Here is a 24,260-nt window from a genome sequence, read left to right as displayed (position 1 = left end):
CCCTCGGAATTTTCTTATCATAGCCTTCCCGATGGCTCCATTATATTTTTTATGGTTAATCAATCTTAAACTTTGATTGAGAGACCCTTTTTCCCTTGTATGGAATTAACTTATCCAGCTATAATCGTAAATGCACCATTTCCATTCTAGTGATTTACCATGTAACTATTGGCCAACGAGATCTTCTATAAATAACCAATTCAAATTTCCTTTGGTGTAATATTCCGCCAGAATATTGCACTTTAGTATGAACACACCATCTTTGTCGAGCCAATCCCTTAATGTTTATATAATCATTCGGGGATAGGATATCTAATATTTAAGCACCTTATTACAGTATAATAACACCCAACAGCTTTTCGACAAAGACAACAACGGCTCTCTTTCCCAACTTCACAGCCTTTTAGATTCAATTTTTATTTTAATAATGACCCGCCAAAAGGATGACACTCATTTTATCTCTCACCTTGACCCCAAGTGGCCGATAAGATAATCACCAACTCTCAAAGCATTGGCAATAATGGTCAATGACGGGTTTACAGCACTAGATGATGGGAAGAAACTTCCATCCACAACATAGAGATTATCCAAATCGTGCGCTTTGCAGTTTATATCTAAAACTGAATTTTCAGGATCGACACCGAACCTACATGTTCCGTTTTGATGGGAGACACCTGAAACCCCAAGTTTAAAACCGACATAGGCGTTGTCCTTACAATACCCCTCTTCACAATCCATATGCCCCAATAGTCCTATTAATTTTTGCCGGAGCCGATTATAAGCTTCCGTATTATTTGGATGATAAACAAGTTTAATTTTACCCTCTTTAGTTAGTATAACCCTATTAGAGGGATCTGGTAAATCTTCTGCCGTAATGAAAAAGTCAACACTATGTTTGGCTACATCATCCAAATCAAATTCCTTATCTGGGTTAATCTGTTGCAGTTCTTCCTTTAAAGTGACTGGGTCGGTTTTTCCCATTAATTGAATCGTGCCCAATGGATATTTAGAATCTTCCGCCCCATGGTAAAAGTCAGAAATCAAAAAAGCTTTTTGAAACTTTGATTCGTTGGGTTTTCGGGAAATCGCCACAACAGTTCCATTGTTGTGCATCATCAGGTTTCTTCCAACAAGTCCGGATGAATTAGCAAGACCATCGGGGTGCTTCTCAGACGTGGAACCCAGCAATACCTTGGCGCTATTAATGGCTCCACAACTAAGGACAATGATACCTCCACTATATGATATTTCATTCCCCATCCGATCTGTACAAATAACATTTGTCACATTTTTTCCAGATTGGTCAGTTTCTAAGCGCTCAACCTTACGATCCGTTTTCAAAGTAACATTATTGCTTTCCAACGCCTTCTTTAGTGCTATAACATGAGCATCGGCTTTCGATTCTGTGGGATCTGGATAACCGTCAAACAAAGATAAATTCACCTTTGCCGAAACCACCTCATTATCCGAAGGCAGATTCACTCCAATAGGAATGGGAGAAGGGTGTAGTCCTTGATCCTTTAGTGCGTTTGCCATTTCCTTCATTCTTGATTCATATTTGAGAGCTCCAAATGGATAAGATGTTGATGAAGGGGGATCAGTGGGGTCAAGACCTCTTTGCCCATGAACCTTATACAAATATTCCGCTTGGGAATAATAGGATTCGAAATCGGAATAAGTTAAGGGCCACTTTGGCGAAATACCACCATAATGTTCTACTTCTTCAAAGTCAGATTCTCTCATACGCAGCAAAGCGGCTCCATACATCTTGGTGTTTCCACCCACCCAGTAATGTGTATAAGGCTCAAATTCATCGTCATTCTTGTCAACCCATTTTTCTCCGGTTCTGTATTTTCCTTTTGCCACAGCTTCCGGGTTCCAATTATCAACTTCCTTTGGCAGAAACCCACCCCTTTCCAGAACAAGAATGTTTTTCCCCGTTCTGGCCAATTTGTATGCTAAAGTAGAACCTCCTGCACCTGTTCCAACTATTATTATATCATAATGTTCCATCAGATCCTTTGTTATAATCAATTGAATTCGTTTTATCCCTATTCAGTTTTATATAATACTTATCAAAGTCAATAATTTCATTCATCCTTAAAGCATTAAGGACCTTATTGACTGTTTGCCTCGATGTAGAAGTGAGCTTTCCGATTTCCTGATGGGAAATTAAGTTCTTGGCCACAATGAAATCTCCTTCCTCTTCCCCAAACCGTAAAATATATTCGCGAACAAACTCCTCTATGCGCTCATTTGCATCCTTGTATATCAACGACATCAATTTCTTTTCTATTTTTTGAATACGGCTACCTGCCAATGTAAAAATATAGTTGTTCAAACTTTCATTGGATGTCATCATGTTCTTTAGGGTTGTCGCATTTATAGCACAAATGCAAGTATCTTCTAAGGCTATTGCAAAATCCTCTTCTCTATCACCTTTCAGCAAGCCCAAAATCCCAAAAATATCACCCTCTCTGATAACCTCTTTAATTATTAACTCTCCTGAATCCATCAAATTGACTATCTTCAAGGAGCCTCTTTTAAGAAAAAAAACATCCTTTTTGAAGTGTTTTGAGCTGACTTCTGCCCCTTTCTTGAAATGCTTTAACACAAGATTTCCGCATAGCTGCATCATCTCATCGTTATTAAGTCTTTTTGCCAGTTGAAATTGACTTAAATACCAATATTTGACTTTTATGTCCATTTATCATTTAAGAATCATTGCTAAATTAAAAACGTTTATCTCCACCAATTGTCGCCTTGGCGACAGCTAAGGCATCCCCTAGTAATTATTTCAGTTTCTTATGATGAATTGTCAAAATCAAATAGACACAATTATAATATAAACAGGTATGATATGTGCAAAAAGCACTTCAATACAGTTCCTATATTTTGAACATCAAATTCCAAGAAATAAACGCTATCTGTGAAACAAAACACCAACCAAATTGTATATGTGGTGAACAACGACCTTGTTCTAATGAATATCCTCTAGGGCATAAGGCCCACATCCGATCCTTTGTCCCTATTACCCAAAAAGGGTCTTTAGAACATTTGAACTTTAAAGTTTTACAGGGCTTAAGACCGGCTATTTTTTATCTTATCTTCATTTCAGCAATACCCGTAATTCTCCCTCTGGGCTATCCATAAAGATTTCCATCTTTAGCGAATTAGGATTTAGTGTGTCATCATCTATTTCATTAAGAAAAGAAAATGGCAAGCATCGGTCCTCTCAAAATTCATATAAGAAAAACGTTAGCAAGCAAACTCAACTCTAAACCTTCGGGGGGGTGGGGCATAGAAATTTTTACATAAGAAGTGGACATAGCCAAATCCAAAAAGTGAACCTCCTCTTCTCACACATACTTTTTAGGCGACTTATGGTAGGAATTAATAATCCGTTACATTGGTATCACCTTAAAAGATCATCAAGGATGATAGCAATTGTTTAGGGTAAACAGCAAAAACCGTTATGATAAAAACAAGATTGGAGTTGTTCTCAGTGTAATTGACATTAAAATTAATTTCGTTCTAACCCAGAAATCAAAGGTCAATTCAATCCCAAACACCAAGTGAAATATAAGGAAGTTCAACTGCCAATTTAGAACAAGCTAAAAATAGAACTCACAACCCCCTATTTTTTTAATGTAGCAACAACCCTTTTGCTAATTCAATATATATGATGTAAATCCCTCTCATGTGGTAAAATCTCAAGGACATATAGGGGTCACTGTTGCATTTAAATGGACTTGAACAACATAAAAACTGTTAATTCAAAAGCCTAGTTTCGACAAAGTCAATAATATTGGTTCATTTTAGTTTGGACATGATATTTGGCCAATTAAAAATACATATTACACTATTATGTTCAGTCTATTATTCTTCATTGAAACTTCGACTTAAAACAAAGATTTTCCATGCTCGCATTGACATCTTAGAAGCAAAAATAGAATTGGCTCAACCTTATCCTTTAATCTTTCCCGAAGTATGTTAAAAGCCTTGTTTATTTGGGCTTCAACAGTACGGATGGAAACATTCATAAAATTTGCAATTTCAATATTTGTGAGACCTTCCTGTTTACTCAATAAAAATGTTTTTTTACATCTAGGAGGAAGCTTCTGAACCTCTTGCTGGACCAATTTTACTTGTTTTCTAAACAAATCTTCATCTTCATTCTCAAAAATTTGATGTAAAGCCGTCATGTGTTTTTCTTCGATTGCCAACATTTTTCGATCTTTTCTCCAGTGGTTGGCAAAAGCATTATAAACAGATTTGTACAGGTATTTTCTAATAGATTTTATCGTCTTCGATTTCTGTCTGTTTTCCCATAGCTTTATGAATACATTTTGAACGATATCCTGTGCCAACTCGTAATCACTTGACAGGCTGTAAACATATAGACATAGAGATTGGTGATAGGTATCCATTAAAAAAACCATTGTTTCATGGTTTCCTTTCTGAAGCTCATTTTTTAATACCCTTTCATTCAAAAATTTAATATTTGCGCCCATTTTCAAAAAAATAATGGCTCAATTTAAAAAAAAATCAAAAAAATATAAGTGTTGGGAGGTTTTGATGTGTCTTTACTAAAATCGACTTGTTATTTTGAGTAAGAGAATAGGGCTTCTTATAGTCAAATACTTTTGTAAATCCATTTCCACCGAGGAAATGATTGAATTAACCGAATGGTTGAGGAAAGAATCCAATGAATCAGCTTTCAAGGGATTTGTAAAAACAAACTATTTAATTGATTACACGATGCTTGACTTTGACACAGAAGGGGAAAAAGAGAAAGTACTGCAAAAAATTAAGAAAGATGAGCGAAAAGAAAAAAGAGGAAAAGCGTGGAAAGTACTTAAATATGCAGCCATTTTTATAGCCCTGATTGGAATTGGATATATTCTCAATATAAGAAACAATGATTTTGTTATCCAAGAAGATTCCAACAACATAGTTGAGGTTGAAATACGCCCAGGAATAGAAAAAGCAATTCTCACATTAGAGAATGGTGAAGAAGTAGTATTGGAAAAAGGAAAGCAAATAGAATTAAAAGGGGCATCGCATCGTGACAACAAACTTGTTTACACTGAAAATATCTCGCAAAAGAACAGTTCGGAATACAATTATTTGACCATACCAAAAGGAGGACAGTATTTTGTACAATTGGAGGACGGGACCAAAGTATGGTTAAATTCAGATTCGAAAATTAAGTATCCAATAAGTTTCCAGAAGGAACAATCAAGGGTAGTTGAATTACTATATGGCGAAGCTTATTTTGAAGTATCCCCAAGCAACGAACACAATGGGGCAACCTTTATCGTTAAAACAGGAATTCAAGAGGTGCAGGTGCTAGGAACTGAATTTAATATTAAGGCATATCAAGACGAAATTGATATTACCACCACCTTAGTTGAAGGAAGGGTAACAATAGGCAATGGAATCAAGAAAACATTTCTTAAACCTTCAGAACAATCTATTATAAATACTGAAAACACTGACCTCTCCATAAAAAAAGTGGATAAAATATTTGATGAAATTGCATGGAAAGAAGGTTATTTCAGTTTCAAAAGTAAATCGATGAAAGATATCATGAAGATTCTTTCAAGATGGTATGACATAGATTATATTTTCAACGATCCAGCTAAAGAAAGTAAAAGATTTACTGGGGTATTGGGAAGAGAAAGTACTATTGATCAAATTTTAATGCATTTACAAAAAACCAATGAAATAAAATTCACAATATATGATAGAACCGTAATTATTGAATAAAAAAAGAGGAACAAAGTCGCCACGTCCTAAAGTTTTGACTTCGTCCCTTTTAGACCAGATTAATCAAAATTATTTAACTAATCCAAATGCTAATTTATGAAAATTAACTTTAAGAAAGCTCATCTCCTATGTGGAGAAAAGCTGCTCAAAATTATGATGAGAACGTTCTTATTCCTATGCTTCACCACAGCGCTTAGTTTTGCACCGAACGATGCTCACTCCCAAAACGCAAAAATTGTTATAGATAAGGATAAGGAGATTTCCGTATCACGGATTTTTGAGATTATACAAGAACAGGCAGGTTATAAATTCGTCTATAGTGATGATTTGATCAGAAAAGCTCCGAAAGTAAGACTAAAAAAAGGGATTGTTCGCACAAAAGAGTTACTAAGAAAAGGATTATCCCCTATAGATTGCACTTTTGAATTTACCGAAAACGAAACTGTCATCGTAAAGAAACGGAGTAAAAAAAACGTTCCAAACGTTGTACTTCAAGTCTCTGTGAGTGGAACAGTAAACGACTCCAATGGACAACCCTTACCCGGAGCCAATATTGTTGAAAAGGGAACAACCAATGGAACCCAAACAGATTTTGATGGAAATTTCACCATTGATGTTCTGGATCAAAATGCCGTTTTGGTTATTTCCTACATTGGATATTCAACCAAAGAGGTAGCCCTGAACGGACAGACTAATCTAGCAATATCGCTTGATGAAGATGCCGCCGGCCTTGATGAAGTGGTTTTAATTGGTTATGGAACTGTACGAAAGAGCGATCTTACTGGCGCTGTTTCATCCGTATCTTCGGAAGATGCAAAAGCATTGACCATATCAAACCCAACTGCTGCACTTCAAGGTAGGGTAGCTGGCGTTAATGTGCAATCCAATGGTGGCGCCCCCGGAGCTGGAGTGAGCGTGATAATAAGAGGAGCTGGCACCATTAATGGCAGCGTTGACCCGCTTTATGTTGTAGATGGTGTATTTCTTGAAAATCTTAGCTCCGTCAACCCAAATGACATTGCAACAATGGAGGTGCTTAAGGATGCTTCGGCCGCAGCCATTTATGGTTCCAGAGCGGCTAATGGCGTTGTTATCATAACAACGACCAAAGGAAGTTCTTCGAAGGGATTGGTCATAAATGGGCACATAACAGGAGGTGTAACCACTTCTACGAGTAAGATAGATTTCTTGAATGCCAGACAATATGCCGATATTAGAAATGCCATAGATGATGCAAGTAATGCATCTAGAGCTCCAGCCAATTCAACGAACTTCAATCCTAATGTCGATACAGATTGGCAAGATTTGACGTTCAGAACTGGTATTCTACAAGATTATGGGTTTAATATTTCCAATCGAAGCGAACAGGCCTCGGTATACTTATCAGCTAACTATTTTGACGAAAGGGGTGTTTTGGTTTCTTCAGATTATAATCGTATTAACTTAAGATTAAACTCAGAATTTTGGTCAAAGAACAAAAAATTAAAGTTAAGTCAATCCTTGGCATTGACACAAAAAACGCTCAACCAAAACAATGATTATGGAGTAAATGGATATAATTTTCCCACCCTACCTTTTCAGGATACTGACGGGAATTTTGTTGCGCCGAGCAATTTAGAACATGGTGTAGCTTTCAGTAGGAATAGATATGCAAGAGCGGTAACCTTAGATGATGAAAACAGGATTGATGAGATTTTTGGCAATATTGCAGGGGAATTTGAATTTTTACCTGGACTTAAATATAGATTGAATCTTGGATTGAACTTTACTTCTTTGGTAGATTATTTATTTACCCCTACTTTCTTTTGGAGTGAATCCAATGCCAGTGCCAATCAAAATCTGGATGCAGACCTTAGGGAGACACGAAGTACTCGTTTTGATGCGCTAGTAGACAATGTGTTAAGCTATAACAAGGAAATTGGCAAACATTCGATTAACGCTATTTTGGGAAGTTCATTTCAAAAAGTAACCACCCGGGGTACTTCGGTCACTGCTTCAAGGTTTCCATCCGACGATTTGCGCGTACTATCTGCAGCAGAACAAGTGGATTTGTTTTCAGGGGAGGAAATCGTTACAGGTTTGGCATCTTTATACGGTCGTTTAATTTACGATTATGATAATAGATATTTTTTGACTGGTACTTTAAGACGGGACAAGTCGTCCAGGTTTTCAGAAGATTTCCGAACAGGATATTTCCCTTCAGCTTCAGTAGGTTGGAAAATCAGTAACGAGGAGTTCTTTCCCCAGGATGGGCCCGTTTCCAGTTTAAAACTTAGAGCTAGCTACGGAGAGCTAGGCTCTCAAAATGTTGAGGATTATGCATTTACCCCAGTAATTAATTTGAATTCGAACTACGACTTTGGAAATCAACGTTTCTTTGGGGTCTCACGCACGCAATTTAGATTAAATGACTTGGTTTGGGAGAAATCCAAGACCACAAACTTTGGAATAGACGCAAGTTTCTTTGATCATAAACTACAAGCTTCTTTAGATTACTACATTCGTGACACGGAAGACATTCTATTGTCTGTTGCAATACCCCAAACATCAGGCTCTAGACAACCTGTTGTTACAAATTCAGCAGCAATCCAGAATAAAGGATTGGAGCTGAACCTTAATTACCGAAATAGAGATAATGCATTTAAGTATGATGTCAACCTAAACTTGACTTCCTCAAGTAATGAGGTCACTTCTTTGGGGGAACTTGATTCACCATTAGTGGGTGGTGTATTTTCTGCAGAACAACTTCAGGGCACACGGGCAATTGTTGGTGAGCAATTAGGTGTTTTCTGGGGCTTTCAGACAGATGGACTGTATCAGTCCCAAGCTGAAATCGACAATGACCCAAACCTAGTCAATAGCCCTGGTCAACGAGCTGTTTTGAAGCCAGGTGACTTTGTTTATAGTGATACCAATGGAGATGGGCTGATAAGCAACGAAGATAAAGTCAACATAGGAAATCCTTATCCCGATTTCGAATTTGGAGTGAATTTTAATGCCGAATACAAAAATTTTGAATTTGATCTGTTTCTCCAAGGACAAGTTGGCAATGAAATTCTCAATACCACCAAATATAATCTTTCCTTTGATTCTAGGAGCAATTACTCGACAGATGTGCTAAATGCTTGGTCCCCTTCAAATACGGACACCAATTTCCCTGTTTTGGGCAATACCCGCTTTGATGTTTCACCCTTTTATATAGAAGATGGTAGCTATCTTAGGGTAAAGCAGCTCCGGGTAGCATACAACTTCAAGGATTTGTTTAATGACACTACGGATTTACGACTATTTATAAGCGGACAGAATCTATTGACTATTACTGGGTATTCGGGTTATGATCCCGAAGTAGGAATTCCAGGAAATCTTTTGACGCGTGGGGTGGATTTTTCTGCCTACCCTCAAAATACACAGATTTCGCTTGGAGTTCAATTCACAATTAATTAAAAAAAGAATTATGAAAAATAGATTTAAATTTTTGTCATTTATACTGATAGGTGTTTTGATTTCTTGTAGCAACCTATTGGACCAACAAAACCCGAATGCTCTTTCCACAGATAGTTTCTGGAAAGATGATGAAGATGTACAGCAGGCAGTGGTAGGAGCTTACAGCCCAATGAGCACCATTTTTGGGTGGGGAAGATATCTTCCCTTCACTTGGTTTAGAAGGGCCGATGAATTTACCCCTTCTTTTGAAAATGTAAGAGTAAGAGGTATAATAGTTGACCCTGCTGATATATTCCTACCTAACCAATGGCCAGAGATTTGGCGCTTAATCTTTAGATGCAATGACATTTTAGACAATGTTGATACCGTTCCCGACCTGGATCAAACAGTTAGAGATCAAGCTGTTGGTCAAGCGCTTTATTTAAGGGCATTGTATTATTTCTACCTGGTCAATACTTGGGACAATCCGCCATTAATTACACAAGCAGCAGTTGGTGAGAGTATAGCTGAATTTCCGCAACCAAACAGTAATCCTACTGCTATTTATGAACAGATTATCTTAGATGCTCAAGCGGCCAAGAACCTGCTGCCAAATGACTGGGGTGATGAATACGGTAGAGCTACCTGGGGAGCTGCCACTGCACTTCTTGGTAAAGCGTACCTCTATACAGAGCAATGGGATTTAGCGGCTGCACAATTCAAAGAAGTTATTGATTCCAGTATTTATGATTTAGATCCTAATTTTGCCAATAACTTTACTGAAAATGGCGATAACAATATTGAATCTATTTTTGAAATACAGCATACTTCTGAAGATGCCATTGGTTGGTCTTCGGATCAAGTCAATTCAAGCAGATCATCGGTATGGCTACAATTAAGAGCGCCCGAAGCCTTTGGAGGGGAATGGATCGACCAGGTAAACCCATGGATTCTGGATGCATTTCTTCTAGAGGATAATTTAGATGGGGAAATTGACCAAAGAGCACTAACCACGCTTGCATGGAATCATCCGGAATCTACCATTTATTTGAATCAACCTTTTTCTGAATCCGTTTTAGACCAATCTAAAATATACCCAAAAAAGAATACAGGGATGCTCACTGATGGTAGAGCCAACGACGGCGATTTGGGAACAGCTTCCGGACAGAATTTTAAATTGATTCGATTCGCAGATGTGCTCCTAATGCATGCAGAGGCACTTAATGAATCCGGAGGGTCCGAAGTTGAAATCCTGGCCAGTCTTAATAGAGTACGACAAAGAGCAAACATGCCTGATGTTTCATCAGGATTATCCACAGGTGAACTAAGGGATAGAATAAGATTGGAACGCGTATTGGAATTATCACTGGAAAATGACCGCTTTTTTGATTTAAAAAGATGGGGGGTCGTTGTTGACCGTATGAACGGTAATGCAGATAGAGTTGGAAATATTGGACCTTCTAATGATCAAATTAGAGCGGTGGGACATCCCGAAGAGAACTTTCCTTTTTCCGACGTCCATACCCGATTACCTTTTCCAATTGCGGAAATCCAAAGTAACCCGCTTTTGAATCAAAACCCTGGATATTAATAATCGTATTTTAAAATATAATTTTAACTTCAAAAGTGTATAGTTTTTAGTTTAAGTCAGTTTAGTTTGATTATCTAGACCCTGGTAGATTCTTGCTCCTTGATATTTTTTCAAGGAGCTTGAACCTACTACCAGGTAAAATCTACTTAATTTGCTGTATGGTTCATTCCTTTGGCAGGTTCGGTCCGAAATCATTTCCATACCTCAAAGGATGGTCAACGCAGGCATAAAAACTAATTTTAAAATTTTACCTATTTATTGAGCATACGGTGAAGATTTCTTCATTAAATATTTTTAGAATTATTAAGGTTTGTTCGGGAAGTTTCCCAATACTGGCTTTATTGGTATTGGCGAACATTTTGGGGTGCGAAACCATTTCAAACAACATCAAACTTGTAAGGCAACCATCTCATAAATCTGGCATACATTTTTCCAATAATATCATCGAGAGTGATAGTTTGAATTATTTTAATTTCCCCTATATGTACATGGGTGGAGGGGTCGCAATTGGTGACATTAACAATGATGGGCTTTCCGACATTTTTTTCACAGGAAACATGGTGGGAAATAAACTCTATCTAAACCTGGGTGGCCTAACCTTCCAAGATGTGACATTGGACTCAGGTGTTGTTGGTGACAATCGCTGGTTTACCGGGGTGACCATGGTAGATATCAATAATGATGGTTGGCTTGATATTTATTTATGTGCTTCGGGCAAAAAAAATTCAAAGAACCAACTGTACGTCAACAATGGTGATTTGACCTTTTCTGAAAAAGCGCATTTCTACGGAATCGATGATGACAGTCCTTCTATCCAATCAACCTTTTTTGATTACGACAACGATGGCGATTTGGATTTGTTTGTGGCCAATTATCCTTTGATTCCGTTAAGCATGGGTAATCAATATTACTTTAAAAAAATTGCTGAGAACGAATTTACCTCTTCAGGTCATTTATTTAAGAATGAAGGTGACCATGGTTTTGTTGATGTGACCAAAGAAGCAGGTGTACAAAACTATGGCCTCTCATTGGGTGTTGTTGCATCAGATTTGAACAATGATGGTTGGCAAGATTTATATGTTTCCAATGATTTTCAGGTTCCCGATTATGCATACATCAACCAAAAAGACGGAACATTCGCGGAAATGCTGACCGAGTCCTTTCAACATACCTCAATGTTTGGAATGGGGGTCGATGCTGCCGATTTCACAAATGATGGATTGATGGATTTGGTTCAGGTAGATATGGCTCCAGAAAATTATAAACGTGCAAAGGTAAATATGGCCAGTATGGACCCTGAAGGTTTTTGGCAATTGGTGAGTCTTGGGGGGCATTACCAATATATGCAGAACAGTCTTCAAGTAAACCAAGGAAATCTATTTAATGGAACACCTATTTTTAGCGAAGTTTCCAGAAAGTCGGGCGTTGCACTTACCGATTGGAGCTGGGGAGCTTTGTTCGCTGATTTAGACAACGATGGAAAAAAAGATTTGATGGTGACAAATGGAATTCGAAGGGATGTCAACAATAATGACATAAACAATATCAACAAGTTGACTTTGAACCCAAAACCTATTGAGATGTCCAATGTGCCCAGTGAACCCATTAAAAACTATATTTTTAAAAATTCAGGAGATTACTCCTTTGAAGATATTAGCGACAATTCTGGGTTTGGACTTAAAAATTTTTCAAACGGAATTGCTTATGGTGATCTTGACAATGATGGAGATTTAGATATTGTTATCAATAATTTGGACTCTGTCTCAGAAATTTACGAAAACACCTCTTCGTCATCCAACAACTCTATGAGGTTCAAACTCAAAGGATCCGAAAAAAACCCCTTAGCTCTCGGCACAAAAATTTCAATACATTATCAAGGCGAGGTACAAACCCAAGAACTGACATTGACCAGAGGTTTTCAATCAAGTGTGGAACCAGTAGTTCATTTTGGCGTTGGTCAAGCAGAAAAAGTTGAAAGGGTAAAAATTACTTGGCCAGATGGACTGGTTCAGGAATTGGAAGATTTACAAAGTAATCAACTAGTACATGTCAAGAAAAACACAGCAATGTACATTGAGACAGTGAAGAAATTTGATATGGGGCAAAAGTACCACTTTGTGGATGTTACCCAAGAAGTAGGAATAACCTATAAACATAGAGAAAATGAGTATAATGATTTTCAATATGAACCCCTATTGCCGCATAGATATTCAAGATTAGGTCCAGCACTAGCAGTTGGAGATATAAACGATGATGGGCTGGAAGACTTTTATGTCGGGAGTGCTCTAGGTGAAGTTTCATCACTATACATACAACAAGAAGACCTTACATTTATCGAAAAAGATGGACCGTGGAAAACCGATGCTAAAAATGAAGACACCGGGGCCCTGTTTTTTGATGCTGATCAGGATGGAGATTTGGATTTATATGTAGTTAGTGGGGGAAACGAAATAAACCAGAATAAATCTGACTTTCAAGATAGATTGTATATAAATCAAAATGGAACGTTCATTAAGAACACAAATATTTTACCCAAAATAAACTCTAGTGGCCAAGTTGTAATCTCCGAGGATTTTGATCTAGACGGAGATTTGGATCTTTTTATTGGTGGTCGAATAGTACCTGGTCAATACCCTTATCCTGCAAATAGTATCCTTTTAAGCAACGAAGGTGGAAAAAATGAGGATTTGCGGTTCGTCGATGCAACATCATCACTTGCGAAGGATTTTTTTGGACTTGGATTGGTGACAAGTGCCTTATGGCAGGATTTTAATGAAGATAACTGGCCAGACCTGATAGTAGCTGGTGAGTGGATGCCAATACGATTCTTTGAAAACAATGGAGGAGTGTTTAAAGAGGTATCGAGTTTAACGGGCAATGAAGACACCAACGGTTGGTGGTATAGCCTCGAATCGGTTGATCTTGACAATGATAATGACTTGGATATTGTGGCAGGAAATCTAGGATTAAACTATAAATATAAAACTGATGACAACACCACATTTGAAATTTACGCCAATGATTTTGACGAAAATGGGAAAAAAGATATTGTATTAAGCTATACAAAAAAAGGCAGGCAACTTCCAGTTCGAGGTCGAGAATGCTCTTCCCAGCAAATCCCAGCAATTAAACATAGGTTTAAAACATACGAAGAATTTGCCAATGCAGATCTTGCCGATATTTATGGTTCCTTAATACTAGAAAATTCCTTGAAGTACGTTTCAAAGACATTTGCACATCATTGGTTGGAAAATACAGGTAAAGGTAATTTTGTCATGCATAAGTTACCTCCCAAAGCACAATTATCTTCTATAAACGATATTGAAGTTATAAATATAAATGATGATTCCTTTCCAGATTTATTGGTTGCAGGCAACCTGCTTAATTCAGAAGTAGAAACTCCAAGGAATGATTCCAGTTTTGGTCTTGTACTGGAAAATACAAAATCTGGACAATTCAAAAATCAATCACTCCAAGAAAACCAACTTTTTGTAAAGGGTGAGGTCAAGGCTATAAGGCCAATTATATTGGGAACAAAAAAAGTAAGAGCATACGTTTTTGCCGTTAATAACGATTCTTTAAAAATTATCACTTGTGAAAAACGTGAGGCATCAACAAATCTTTGATTAAAATAAACGTAGATTAATCTTAATAGTGCATAAGTTTTGCATGATTAACACCCTTTTTAAGTCCAAAAATTGAATAACAAAACTATGAAGAAAATCGCGATTCTAATATCGTTGGTCATTATCGGTTCTTGTAAAAAAACACAAAAGACCGAAGCCGAAAAAGTAAGTGTCGAAGAAGCAAAACCGCAATCCGAAGAATGGGTATATCTATTTGATGGTACCAGTATGGATGGGTGGAGGGCCTACAATGGTGAAGGCATGCCACCGGGTTGGACCATTAAGGACGGTACATTGACTTTCGATACGGAATTGGGACTGGAACAAGATTACGAAGGAGGGGAAGATATTATCTATGGAGCCGAGGAGTTTGATAATTTCGAATTGTACTTGGAATGGAAACTACCTGAAGGCGGCAACAGTGGTATCTTCTATCATGTTAAGGAAGGTTATGATGGCCCTCCCGTGGTTTCGCCCGAATATCAGCTTATTGATGATGAAAACTACGCCAAAATCCATGATCTAACGGAATATAACGCTCAGTTTGGGGCCGAACATCCAGAATTGTTGCAAGACTGGCAGAAGACCGGCGCTGATTATGCAATGCATGTTGTCGATGAGTCCCAAAAGGTATTAAATCCTGTTGGGGAATGGAATTCCTCTAAAATCGTTTTCACGCCTGAAAAGGTGGAACATTGGCTCAATGGCAAAAAGTTGTTGGAGTTTCAACCCTGGTCCGAGGAATGGAACAAAAAGAAAAACTCCGGAAAGTGGGACGAAGCCCCTGATTATGGAAAATACAAAAAGGGCTTTATAGCGTTACAAGATCATTCAAGCCCAATTTGGTTCAGAGACATCAAAATCAAAAAATTACCGTCGAAAAAATAGCTTATAAAACCACTAGTATGAGTAAGAAGATATCAAATCAAGATAGGAGGAACTTCTTGAAGAAAAGTGGTGTGGGCGCCCTCGGGCTGTTGGCCGCACCTGCCGTTCTGAGTGCCAATGAAAAATTAAGAACGCTAAAGCCGGGTGACAGAATACGAACGGCACATATTGGGGTAGCCAATATGGGCGCAGCTGACCTTAATGATATTTCATCACATCCGCAGGTTGATGTGGTGGCACTTTGTGATGTGGACGCCATCAACCTGTCCTCCGCACGAAAGAAACATCCCAAGGCCAGAGTGTTTTTCGATTACCGGGTGATGTTGGATGAGATGGCCGATGAAATTGATGCGGTAGTTGTATCTACTCCTGACCATACCCATGCACCTGCCTCATTGCTGGCCATGGAGAAGAATAAGCACGTGTATTGCCAAAAACCATTGACCCATTATGTTTCCGAGTCCAGAGCCATGAAGAAAATGGCCGAAGACAAAGGTCTGGTCACTCAAATGGGCATACAAGTACATTCTTTCTATGATTATAAATTGGCCACCTTGTTGATCCAGGATGGCATTATTGGAAAAGTACACACAGTGCACGCATGGAGTCCAAAATCTTGGGGGTACAATGGTGCTGAACCGGAAGGGGAAGACCCTGTGCCAGCACAATTGGACTGGAACCTTTGGTTGGGTACATCAGCTGAACGCCCTTACAAGGAAGGATACTACCATCCAGGGAACTGGCGAAAGCTGATGGATTATGGATGTGGTACTTTGGGCGATATGGGGGTTCATATTTTTGATACGCCCTACAATGCATTGAACTTGGATGTTCCGAGAACCATTAAAAATGAATGCCGCGAACCGAACGGGTATGGATATCCTGAAAACAATACGGTTACATACGAGTTCCCAGGGACCGAATACACAGGAAAATCATTAAAGTGGATTTGGTACGATGGGCCAGGAATGCCTCCTGCCCACGAAGATTTGGTGCTTCCAGGAGCAAAGACCGCGGGTAAAAAGAAACAAACCGTAAAAAACAACAATTCCTTGGATGCTGGCGTTGCTGCAGAGGGTCAATTACCTGAGCAGGGTGCGATGTTCGTGGGGACAAAGGGACGTTTGCTCTTACCTCATTTTATGCAGTTGCCCAGAAAAATTGTACGGGGCAAATATGTGGACATTTCCAAGGATATTGCCAAGCAGAATTTGGGAGAGCCTGTTAGAAATTATGCCAGTGAGGGGCCCAAGCACTATCACCAATTTATTGATGCTTGTTTGGGCAAGGATAAATGTACTGCGCCTTTTGAGTATGCTGCCCGTTTGACGGAGACCATTCTATTGGGTGTTATTGCAGGACGTTTCCCTAATCAAACCCTGCACTGGGACAGTGAAAAGGCAAAATTTGCCGAAGAAGAAGCCAATCAATATTTGAAAGGGGAATATAGAAAGTTCTAGTTCCTTCCTCTGATGCATAATTTAAAATCCCAAATGCTATTGAAGTGTTTGGGATTTTTTGTGGAAAGGGTTGTGACCATACCTTTTCTGTCAGTAATTTTCAGCATATGTCATTACCATGACCATATGCTGCACCTGATATTCTTTATAGTTTTATGGCCCTTATACCTTAAACGACAATCACTCGTCATTACCGAACTTTGGATTATAATCTTCCCCAAAAGTGGGTCTGTTCAACTTTCAGAAAGGTCAATTTCAAATTTTCAATATCAAGATTAAGAAATCTTAGTTTCACACTACACGTTTTAAATTTAAAACCTCATTGATTCAATTTAAGACAGACAGTTGTGGGCAAAGCTTCCTTTCTAAGCTTTATGGTACTTTTATCAAAATCAATCACACCCTCTCTTTTTAAACCATTTAAAGTCTTATTTACAGTTTGCCTAGAGGTAAAAGTAAGTTTACCGATCTCTCTGTTTGAAAGTAAGTTTTTGGCAATAAAAAAACTCTCATTTTCAATTCCCACTTCTTTTACATGTTCAAAAATAAAATGACTTATTCTTGTACTGGCATCTTTATATAACAGCGATGCCAAACTGTTTTCCAATTTTCTAATTCGTAAACCAGCCAACTTAAGTACATAACTATTCAGTTTTTGGTTCTCTGCCATCATTCTGGTGATATAAGTAGCATCAATAATACACACAAGAGAGTTATCCATTGCAATAGCATAATCATTTGCGCTTCCCATACCCATCAAATTTAACAATCCGAAAATATCTCCTTTTTTAATAACACTTTTGACAATTTCCTCACCACTAGATGAAACACTAACGATTTTAATGGTGCCACTTTTAAGAAAAAAAACATCATCCTGTCTATTGTTATTCCTTATCACCATTTCACTTCCCTTCTTAAAGTGCCTCATTTCAAGAGCAGAGCACATATGCACCATTTCCTCTTTACTTAACCTTTTTGACATACGAAATTGGCTTAAATGCCAAAATTTACTGTCAAATTCCATGCTATCAATGTCTTTCATAAGTTTTTACCAATTCGATTAAGCAAATGCAATCTTGAATCAAATGTGAGAATTAAAAATACAAAATATCACACATTACATGAATCCAACCCTAGTACATTTAATTCTCCAATGTCAATAGGATCGATTATAAATGTTAAATGGACAATCTTTTGGTTTATTAAAATTAATTAAACATCACGCTCCAAATAATCTATACCTCATTTGAAATATAGAATTTGGTTAATTCAACGTTCTAAATATTGCATGAATAACCAATTTGAATATATACACTTCCATATCTCAATAGTGCTAATCTCCATACACATACCCAATTTCTTGTATATTCAAAACAACCCGTTTATAAATTTAGCTCACTTTGATTTACTTCCAATGAACGCGACTACCTCCTCTTCCACAACCTTATTTTGCCTCTAAGCAACAAGTTAGCAAACAAACGAGGTCAACGACCCTTAATCCAAAATTTTCCAACTAACACGTTAGGCGACCTCATATCCATTCTTGGCAACATAATCCCTGATTTTGCTTTTAGCTTTACACATTAGCACCCAACAATAATTCTCACTTATCTCCAGAATTTGACATATTTCAGGCGTACTGTACCCATGAAACCTAAGCTTAAAAACTGAACGTTCAGATTTAGGTAAGCCAATTAGCCCTTGCTCAACTATCAACATCAGTTCTTTTGTTTGATATACAATTTCCCCAGTAATTACATCTAACTTCAAATCCGCAAACTGATTGACAGAACCATCATTGTAATCAGCTTCCAAAAATAACTTTTCATTGACCTTCCCCTTTTTCGAATTTACCCGTCTATAGTAGTCTATAATTTTGTGGTTCAATATACTGATCAGCCATGTTCTTTCTTTAGCTTTGGACTTATAGGTTTTAGCAGATTTTAAACCTGAATAAAAAGTTTCTTGTACAATATCCTGTACCATGTTTTGAGGTACTCTTGCACTTGCATAAATGGCTAGACAATCTGAATAACGCTCAACCCATTTAGCTGGTTGTAAATCAAAAATATTGGTTGCTCTCATTAACTTTGATTGTTGATCAAGAAAACCTTTTACTTCTTGAATACTTCAAAATTAATTGCTCTTTCCTTCCAGTGCTGTCGGCAAGCCGACACCTCAAAGAAAAAGAACAATCTAATTTGCATTCAAAACCTATCTTTCACGATAAGCATCCATATGATTAAAAAAGCTCTGGTAATTCCCATGTTTTTCATCTTCTTATCCATTGAAGCACAATTCCCTGTTTTTGAAGGGAGAATCGACCCACACATGCTTCCCAAGACTGCTGTCGAGTTGATAAAAAAAAAATATTCTGGATATAAGGTGAAATATTATAAAATCATAGAAGCTGACAGTTCAATTCGCTTTGAGGCTGTGCTCAAAAAGAATAAAAAAAGCGCTTATATCCTATTCGATGTGAACGGTGAATTAACACATACCGAAAAAGTTGTTGAATTCAATACCATCCCCAAAGAGATTTCCATCCTGATTGAAGATGATCTTGACATGAGGTTTAAAAAATATAAGATATCAAGTTGCAAAACCCAGATAAGAAAAGGGAGGTTTAATTATAAAATTGAGTTGAATACCGAACATAAAAAACTCATTTTGATCTATACTTCGAATGGAGTATTCAAGTCACAGAAAAAATTACCCGAAAAGCCCCTTGGCCCAATTTTTCACTAATGCCCTGCAAACAAACTTTGGTCGTTCTAGCTTTCAATTTGCTTTTCTTTCCAGGGCATTTGTATCCTCAGGATTTAACTCATTTGGGGTTTTTGCCGAGAATAAACTATACTACGCCCATTTCAGAAAAGATTAGTCTTAATGGTTCATTTTTCAGTGAAATAGATTTGGTGGATGACTATTTGGAAGAGGTTCTAATTCCAAAAAAAGTACTCAATCTTACATTTATTGCGGGGTTAAGCTTTAAATTGAATAGCCGGAGCCATTTAACATCCGGCTACCTTTTTAGGTTAATTGACCCATTTAAGGGAGATATTCGTTTGGAACATCGTCTTATTCAGCAATATGTTCATATATCGCATTGGGGCAGCATCCGAATTAGAAATCATTTAAGAGCAGAGGAACGTTTAATTGAATCAACAAGCGGCAGTGGAGCTTTCAATGGCATAATACGTCTTTCCTATTCACTTGGATGGGATCTACCTTTACAAGGAAAACATTTAAATGCAAACGAATTTTATTTGAATTCAATTAGCAGTTATTTTGTTCAGCCCACAAAACCAAGAACAGCTTTCAATAACCTCAATGAATTCTATTTAGGCCTGGGCTATAATTCAACGAAATTTGGGAGGTTCGAAATTGGCCCTGAGGCCAAAATTTCTGTAATGAACATATCCAAAGATTTAAATGCACTTTTTTTTATTGATATTATTTGGTACCCAAAATAATTTGCCAGCACTAATATACTTAATGCCTCAAGGTCACAATATCTTTATCAGCAATACACGATATGGTTGATCTCGATTCCGTGAGTTTTGTTTAACCAAACTTATATACAAATACTGTAGCCTTTCCCTAAAAAAGTGAAGGCTACCCACAAGAATAGCCACACTCTAAGCATACTTACATTTTTAACAAGGAGTCACAAGGATGCCCACCCAAATGGATTAAATAGCGTAGGCCAGAACATGGCCTAAAGTTTAGTTAGCGATTGTAGATTTCCTGTATCCGATTCATGTTAATAATGCCCAAAAGCCTTCATTCGCCAATATCAAATAAACAATAGGTGGCATAAAACAAACCCTAACACAGAAACTATGATTCCTACGAGAAAAACATGAAATGAATGTCTTAGCATCTTAAACTTTCTATTGATGGATTTCCCTAGATGATAGGTATCTTTGGCTATTGAATAATACAGGTCATCTCCACGATAAATCAAGTCGACAAGTTCATTGGTATACTCCTCTTCGTTCATATTAAAGTAGTTGCCAAAAAACATTAGGTTCTTTGTTTCTTTTTCTCCATGTTCCATTTCTGGTCTTGTCGCCAGAATTGCATAAGTAATTGAAATCAAATTAGATACAAGTATCGTGATTGCAGGAAAAATCAAATGTGGATCTGTGTCCAACTGGTGTAAAACAGTTCCAATAATTATTGAAAGAATGATTGAATTAACCGAAATTAGAATACTGGATTTTTTGTCAACCATTACGTTCAAAGTATAATGATTCTTCGAGACGAGCCTAAAAAGTGTTTCAGCTCCACGTTCCGCACGTGGCTCAATCTTTGAAAGCTTCTTTTTTAGAGTTTTTAGCTCATCCTTATCAATATTCATTTCTTGCAAGAGGAAATGCTCTTTTGCTTTTTCTTCATTCTTTTTGTTCATGTTGAAAGTATATTATAGATTTTGTTTTGTATTTCTAATTTTTGTGAAAATCTTAAACATATTTATTTAATTCTTCTGCGTCCATAATTCTAATTTTGATTTTATATTCCTTTTATAACAGAATTATACCATTAATTTATTTGGATTTCAAAATCCAAATTGAAGTCATTTCTTCAATCCCATGTTAAAGATTCCTGACTATCCAATCTACCGACCCTAATAACACTTTTACTTTGGTCCGCTCTTAAAAAGAAGCATACTGCAATGATTAAGAAAATGACCACGATGCATTTAACCTCTATGTTTTGGTCTTGTCTGTGAACATCTGGAACAAGACAGCCAACCCTAGAACCGGAAAACATCTTTTAACACCTATATTAGTTCCTTTGTACAAAAGGTTGCCGATATACTAACCCAGCACTGCACATATTTAGATAGTGGCGGATTCAGTCTTCAATACTCCAGTTTTGCAGCAACCTTCATTTGTAATGGACGCACACCGTTATTCATACACCTAATTGATCAGTATGTCTTCTATTTTGCCTTTTCAATGATTCTAACCGCTTCTTTGGTCGTCATGACTTGGCTTGAAAGCATAGTGTAATTGATTAGCGCTGCATCCATTCCATTAAGACCCGGAACTTTTGCCGCAGCCGAAGCATCAGCTACCACCACACACTCGAAACCTCTTTCCAAGAGTTCTCTCAAATGAGATTCAACACAAAGATTGGCTGACATCCCAGCAAGAATTACCTTATCAATCTTACGTTTCTGCAATTGTAGCACCAAATCATTGTTCTCCGGTCCATAAACCTTGTGAGGGTTGCAAACAACAGTCTCTTTGTGATTGATATATGGCTTGAATTCTTCCAACCAGTCCGCACCACTACCTTCAAAACCATCAAGATTTAACGCTCCTTTTCTATCGAACATCTTAATATTGTGCATTAGCTTTTCAAGGGCGCCTTCGAATTTCCATCTATGGTCGGTAGGGAAGTAATAATGTGGGCTTATAAATAATGGCATCCCAACTTCTACTGCTATCCCCATCAAGGTTCTCAGGTTGGCCACCGTATTGTTTTCCACAACACTTTCACCTACCGCTCCCCAAGCTACACCATAAGGGTGTAAAAAGTCATTTTGTGGGTCTGTAATTACCACAGCGGTTCGCCCCACTTCAATTTCAAATCCGGGAACGGGCAATCCAGTTTCCCCAAGGTTTTGCAACCATTGTTCTACGTAATTCAAGCCATCACTATAGTTATTTTCCATTTTTTTATGTTTAATTAAGTTTATGATTTTTATAGCTCAATATTATCAATTGCTATACCTGTTAGTTGAACAAATCCCTGCTTAAATAGGAACCCCTAACCCGCGTGGGTAAATATAATCACAACTCCCATTATTCTTAAACCAAAGTATATAGCATAAAAATCCCAACCAATATAAAAATCAAAGAAATTGCAATTTTCATCTTATCTGCTGGAATCTTTTTTTGTAATCGCGGCCCCAATTGACCTCCAATAATTACTCCCGGTATTGTAAATACAATAAGGTTTATCACTTCATGAAGTACTCTTCTATCCTCAGTGGCAAATTCATAAAAATGTCCCACCGAGGCCACCAACACGGTCATGACAACGACAAAGATGGAAGTCGCAACGGCAACCTGTGTTGGAACCTTACATTTAGCAACTAAATGATACTCCTGGAGCTCTGCAAGGCCCACCGAAATCATCCCAACAAATGCTCCCCCAAGTGCCGCAAACATTTTCCCCATACTTTTATTACATACCGTATACTTATATACATTGCCATATTTGTCAATCAATTTGGTCTCATAAACATTGGCAAACTCTTTTTTAATACTTGCCTCCATTTTTTCCCTTTCCTCCTTCCGCCATGAGGCAAATAGCTGATACCCTATAAATACCAATCCCACCGCAAAAATGGATTTTAGTATAATTGGCGGAATCAAACTTCCATACAATGTTCCTAACAGCGCAAATGGCACTGAAAAAATCAAAAGCTTAATTCCTAATTTGTAGTCTATCAGTTTGGCACTCATATAAGCGAAAAGACCCGATGCAAAACCAAAAAGTTCAGTAGCCAAGGCAGCACCTATAGCTATTTTTGGTTCAAGCCCTAAGCCTATCATGAAAAGAGGCGAAAAAAATACAGCGCCTCCAATACCCGATGACATAGAAACAGTTGATATCGCCACGGCTATGGGAAGCAAATACCAAAATTCAGTTGTTATTTCCATTTTAGTTAAAATTTTCTATCCTTTAAAAATCATATCGTCTTCTATAAATCTCATAAGCCTCATCAAAAAAATGTGTTGCTACACTTTCATTTGTAACTTCGTCTACTGGAAGTACCGCACCTTTGAAACCGGTGTCTAGCCATTTTCCAATTTTCAACGGTTCTAATGTTTTTGTTTCAACACTAGTATGGCCTTCGTCATCGTACAAAGCCATATAAAAATAAAAAGAGGAAAACAGTTTATCAGGTATTGCCAGTCCAAAGCTTAACGCGTAATTCTTATTTGTGCCAAGATTGGGAACGTATGCCCCGGAATCAAAATGGTGGGGCCAGATTCTAACATCAGACACCAGCCTTCTATTTAAAATAAAAGATTCCAAGGATAATTGGCCCAATGTTCTTATATCCGACAATCTTATTAAGGAACCCCTATCATCAGTAATTTCAAAAACAAAATCTTCCCTAATGGCATACGGTAGCTTATAATGGAACTTGTACTTATATTGCTTCTGAATACCCGACATTTTTGCTCTATCTTCAATCCATTTCAGAACCTTCTTATGTGTACACCATTTGAGGTTTAGTTCACCATGATTATTAATCGAATTCCAACGAATACAAAAATCTGCATAATCAAAGGATATCGTATCGCCATAAATATTTAATGGATATGTATATATTGATTTGTCAGCCATATTGAATTTTAAGCTTGTATGGCTGTCGTCTTCTTTGGGTTCCAAGAAACTTATTCCGGCCGCAGCAAGATATTGAGCAACTAAATGTGTGGTTTTTATCATATTCATAACACCATATTTGTC

The 24,260-nt window shown here is 37.5% G+C and carries 17 protein-coding genes; 8 read left to right on the top strand and 9 right to left on the bottom strand.

Features of this window, described 5'->3' with window-relative positions; genetic code table 11:
• Nucleotides 1-462: 462 nt before the first annotated feature.
• The 3 genes from ACULLH_RS16630 to ACULLH_RS16620 all read right to left on the bottom strand — a co-directional run bounded on the left by ACULLH_RS16630 (nt 463) and on the right by ACULLH_RS16620 (nt 4,442).
• Nucleotides 463-2,034 carry an FAD-dependent oxidoreductase gene (locus ACULLH_RS16630; RefSeq protein ID WP_454089880.1) on the bottom strand — a complete coding sequence of 524 codons (1,572 nt, stop codon included), beginning with the start codon at nt 2,032-2,034 and terminating at the stop codon, nt 463-465.
• Nucleotides 2,000-2,707 carry a Crp/Fnr family transcriptional regulator gene (locus ACULLH_RS16625; protein WP_454089879.1) on the bottom strand — a complete coding sequence of 236 codons (708 nt, stop codon included), beginning with the start codon at nt 2,705-2,707 and terminating at the stop codon, nt 2,000-2,002. The genes ACULLH_RS16630 and ACULLH_RS16625 overlap by 35 nt, the downstream gene beginning before the upstream one ends.
• A 1,195-nt stretch (nt 2,708-3,902) precedes the next feature.
• Nucleotides 3,903-4,442, bottom strand: a complete 540-nt coding sequence (locus ACULLH_RS16620; protein ID WP_454089878.1) for a sigma-70 family RNA polymerase sigma factor — start codon at nt 4,440-4,442, stop codon at nt 3,903-3,905.
• A gap of 229 nt (nt 4,443-4,671) precedes the next feature.
• On the opposite strand from ACULLH_RS16620, the gene ACULLH_RS16615 reads away from it, so the two are divergent.
• The 6 genes from ACULLH_RS16615 to ACULLH_RS16590 all read left to right on the top strand — a co-directional run bounded on the left by ACULLH_RS16615 (nt 4,672) and on the right by ACULLH_RS16590 (nt 16,760).
• A complete protein-coding gene (locus tag ACULLH_RS16615; RefSeq protein WP_454089877.1) occupies nt 4,672-5,772 on the top strand; it encodes a FecR family protein in 1,101 nt (366 codons plus the stop codon).
• 96 nt (nt 5,773-5,868) lie between these two features.
• The gene (locus ACULLH_RS16610; protein ID WP_454089876.1) at nt 5,869-9,216 is read left to right on the top strand and encodes a SusC/RagA family TonB-linked outer membrane protein; all 3,348 of its coding nucleotides are present in this window, start codon (nt 5,869-5,871) and stop codon (nt 9,214-9,216) included.
• Nucleotides 9,217-9,226: 10 nt separating this feature from the next.
• Complete coding sequence (locus ACULLH_RS16605) at nt 9,227-10,786, top strand: RagB/SusD family nutrient uptake outer membrane protein (protein ID WP_454089875.1); 1,560 nt, start codon at nt 9,227-9,229, stop codon at nt 10,784-10,786.
• A gap of 269 nt (nt 10,787-11,055) precedes the next feature.
• The gene (locus tag ACULLH_RS16600; RefSeq protein ID WP_454089874.1) at nt 11,056-14,412 is read left to right on the top strand and encodes a VCBS repeat-containing protein; all 3,357 of its coding nucleotides are present in this window, start codon (nt 11,056-11,058) and stop codon (nt 14,410-14,412) included.
• A gap of 87 nt (nt 14,413-14,499) precedes the next feature.
• Complete coding sequence (locus ACULLH_RS16595) at nt 14,500-15,300, top strand: 3-keto-disaccharide hydrolase (RefSeq protein WP_454089873.1); 801 nt, start codon at nt 14,500-14,502, stop codon at nt 15,298-15,300.
• 17 nt (nt 15,301-15,317) lie between these two features.
• Nucleotides 15,318-16,760, top strand: a complete 1,443-nt coding sequence (locus ACULLH_RS16590; protein WP_454089872.1) for a Gfo/Idh/MocA family protein — start codon at nt 15,318-15,320, stop codon at nt 16,758-16,760.
• Between the two features lie 319 nt (nt 16,761-17,079).
• On the opposite strand, the gene ACULLH_RS16585 is transcribed toward ACULLH_RS16590, so the two are convergent.
• A complete protein-coding gene (locus ACULLH_RS16585) occupies nt 17,080-17,802 on the bottom strand; it encodes a Crp/Fnr family transcriptional regulator (RefSeq protein ID WP_454089871.1) in 723 nt (240 codons plus the stop codon).
• Nucleotides 17,803-18,281: 479 nt separating this feature from the next.
• Complete coding sequence (locus ACULLH_RS16580) at nt 18,282-18,845, bottom strand: RNA polymerase sigma factor (protein WP_454089870.1); 564 nt, start codon at nt 18,843-18,845, stop codon at nt 18,282-18,284.
• A gap of 153 nt (nt 18,846-18,998) precedes the next feature.
• Here ACULLH_RS16580 and ACULLH_RS16575 point away from each other — a divergent pair, with 153 nt between their 5' ends.
• Both ACULLH_RS16575 and ACULLH_RS16570 read left to right on the top strand, forming a co-directional pair.
• Nucleotides 18,999-19,508 (top strand): hypothetical protein, encoded by a 510-nt coding sequence (locus tag ACULLH_RS16575; RefSeq protein ID WP_454089869.1) that lies wholly within the window; start codon nt 18,999-19,001, stop codon nt 19,506-19,508.
• Nucleotides 19,508-20,236, top strand: coding sequence for a DUF2490 domain-containing protein (locus ACULLH_RS16570; protein WP_454089868.1), 729 nt, complete (start codon nt 19,508-19,510; stop codon nt 20,234-20,236). The genes ACULLH_RS16575 and ACULLH_RS16570 overlap by 1 nt, the downstream gene beginning before the upstream one ends.
• Before the next feature lie 323 nt (nt 20,237-20,559).
• On the opposite strand, the gene ACULLH_RS16565 is transcribed toward ACULLH_RS16570, so the two are convergent.
• From ACULLH_RS16565 to ACULLH_RS16550, 4 genes are all read right to left on the bottom strand, one after another.
• Nucleotides 20,560-21,177, bottom strand: a complete 618-nt coding sequence (locus tag ACULLH_RS16565; RefSeq protein WP_454089867.1) for a Pycsar system effector family protein — start codon at nt 21,175-21,177, stop codon at nt 20,560-20,562.
• Between the two features lie 534 nt (nt 21,178-21,711).
• A complete protein-coding gene (locus ACULLH_RS16560; protein ID WP_454089866.1) occupies nt 21,712-22,449 on the bottom strand; it encodes an isochorismatase family protein in 738 nt (245 codons plus the stop codon).
• A gap of 136 nt (nt 22,450-22,585) precedes the next feature.
• On the bottom strand, nt 22,586-23,443 hold the full coding sequence (locus ACULLH_RS16555; protein WP_454089865.1) for a sulfite exporter TauE/SafE family protein: 858 nt from the start codon (nt 23,441-23,443) through the stop codon (nt 22,586-22,588).
• Between the two features lie 22 nt (nt 23,444-23,465).
• Nucleotides 23,466-24,245 (bottom strand): hypothetical protein, encoded by a 780-nt coding sequence (locus ACULLH_RS16550; RefSeq protein WP_454089864.1) that lies wholly within the window; start codon nt 24,243-24,245, stop codon nt 23,466-23,468.
• Nucleotides 24,246-24,260: the final 15 nt, after the last annotated feature.

This window comes from Flagellimonas sp. 2504JD4-2, from assembly GCF_053642935.1.
Note: the sequence above shows the minus strand (reverse complement) of the source record. Positions and strands in the feature narration are given on the sequence as shown.

What these genes read in the sequence shown, in the direction of transcription:
- ACULLH_RS16625 (WP_454089879.1), bottom strand. Translation starts at nt 2,707, where the DNA reads ATGGACATAAAAGTCAAATATTGGTATTTAAGTCAATTTCAACTGGCA.
- ACULLH_RS16620 (WP_454089878.1), bottom strand. Translation starts at nt 4,442, where the DNA reads ATGGTTTTTTTAATGGATACCTATCACCAATCTCTATGTCTATATGTT.
- ACULLH_RS16615 (WP_454089877.1), top strand. Translation starts at nt 4,672, where the DNA reads ATGATTGAATTAACCGAATGGTTGAGGAAAGAATCCAATGAATCAGCT.
- ACULLH_RS16610 (WP_454089876.1), top strand. Translation starts at nt 5,869, where the DNA reads ATGAAAATTAACTTTAAGAAAGCTCATCTCCTATGTGGAGAAAAGCTG.
- ACULLH_RS16605 (WP_454089875.1), top strand. Translation starts at nt 9,227, where the DNA reads ATGAAAAATAGATTTAAATTTTTGTCATTTATACTGATAGGTGTTTTG.
- ACULLH_RS16595 (WP_454089873.1), top strand. Translation starts at nt 14,500, where the DNA reads ATGAAGAAAATCGCGATTCTAATATCGTTGGTCATTATCGGTTCTTGT.
- ACULLH_RS16590 (WP_454089872.1), top strand. Translation starts at nt 15,318, where the DNA reads ATGAGTAAGAAGATATCAAATCAAGATAGGAGGAACTTCTTGAAGAAA.
- ACULLH_RS16585 (WP_454089871.1), bottom strand. Translation starts at nt 17,802, where the DNA reads ATGAAAGACATTGATAGCATGGAATTTGACAGTAAATTTTGGCATTTA.
- ACULLH_RS16580 (WP_454089870.1), bottom strand. Translation starts at nt 18,845, where the DNA reads ATGAGAGCAACCAATATTTTTGATTTACAACCAGCTAAATGGGTTGAG.
- ACULLH_RS16575 (WP_454089869.1), top strand. Translation starts at nt 18,999, where the DNA reads ATGATTAAAAAAGCTCTGGTAATTCCCATGTTTTTCATCTTCTTATCC.
- ACULLH_RS16570 (WP_454089868.1), top strand. Translation starts at nt 19,508, where the DNA reads ATGCCCTGCAAACAAACTTTGGTCGTTCTAGCTTTCAATTTGCTTTTC.
- ACULLH_RS16565 (WP_454089867.1), bottom strand. Translation starts at nt 21,177, where the DNA reads ATGAACAAAAAGAATGAAGAAAAAGCAAAAGAGCATTTCCTCTTGCAA.
- ACULLH_RS16560 (WP_454089866.1), bottom strand. Translation starts at nt 22,449, where the DNA reads ATGGAAAATAACTATAGTGATGGCTTGAATTACGTAGAACAATGGTTG.
- ACULLH_RS16555 (WP_454089865.1), bottom strand. Translation starts at nt 23,443, where the DNA reads ATGGAAATAACAACTGAATTTTGGTATTTGCTTCCCATAGCCGTGGCG.
- ACULLH_RS16550 (WP_454089864.1), bottom strand. Translation starts at nt 24,245, where the DNA reads ATGAATATGATAAAAACCACACATTTAGTTGCTCAATATCTTGCTGCG.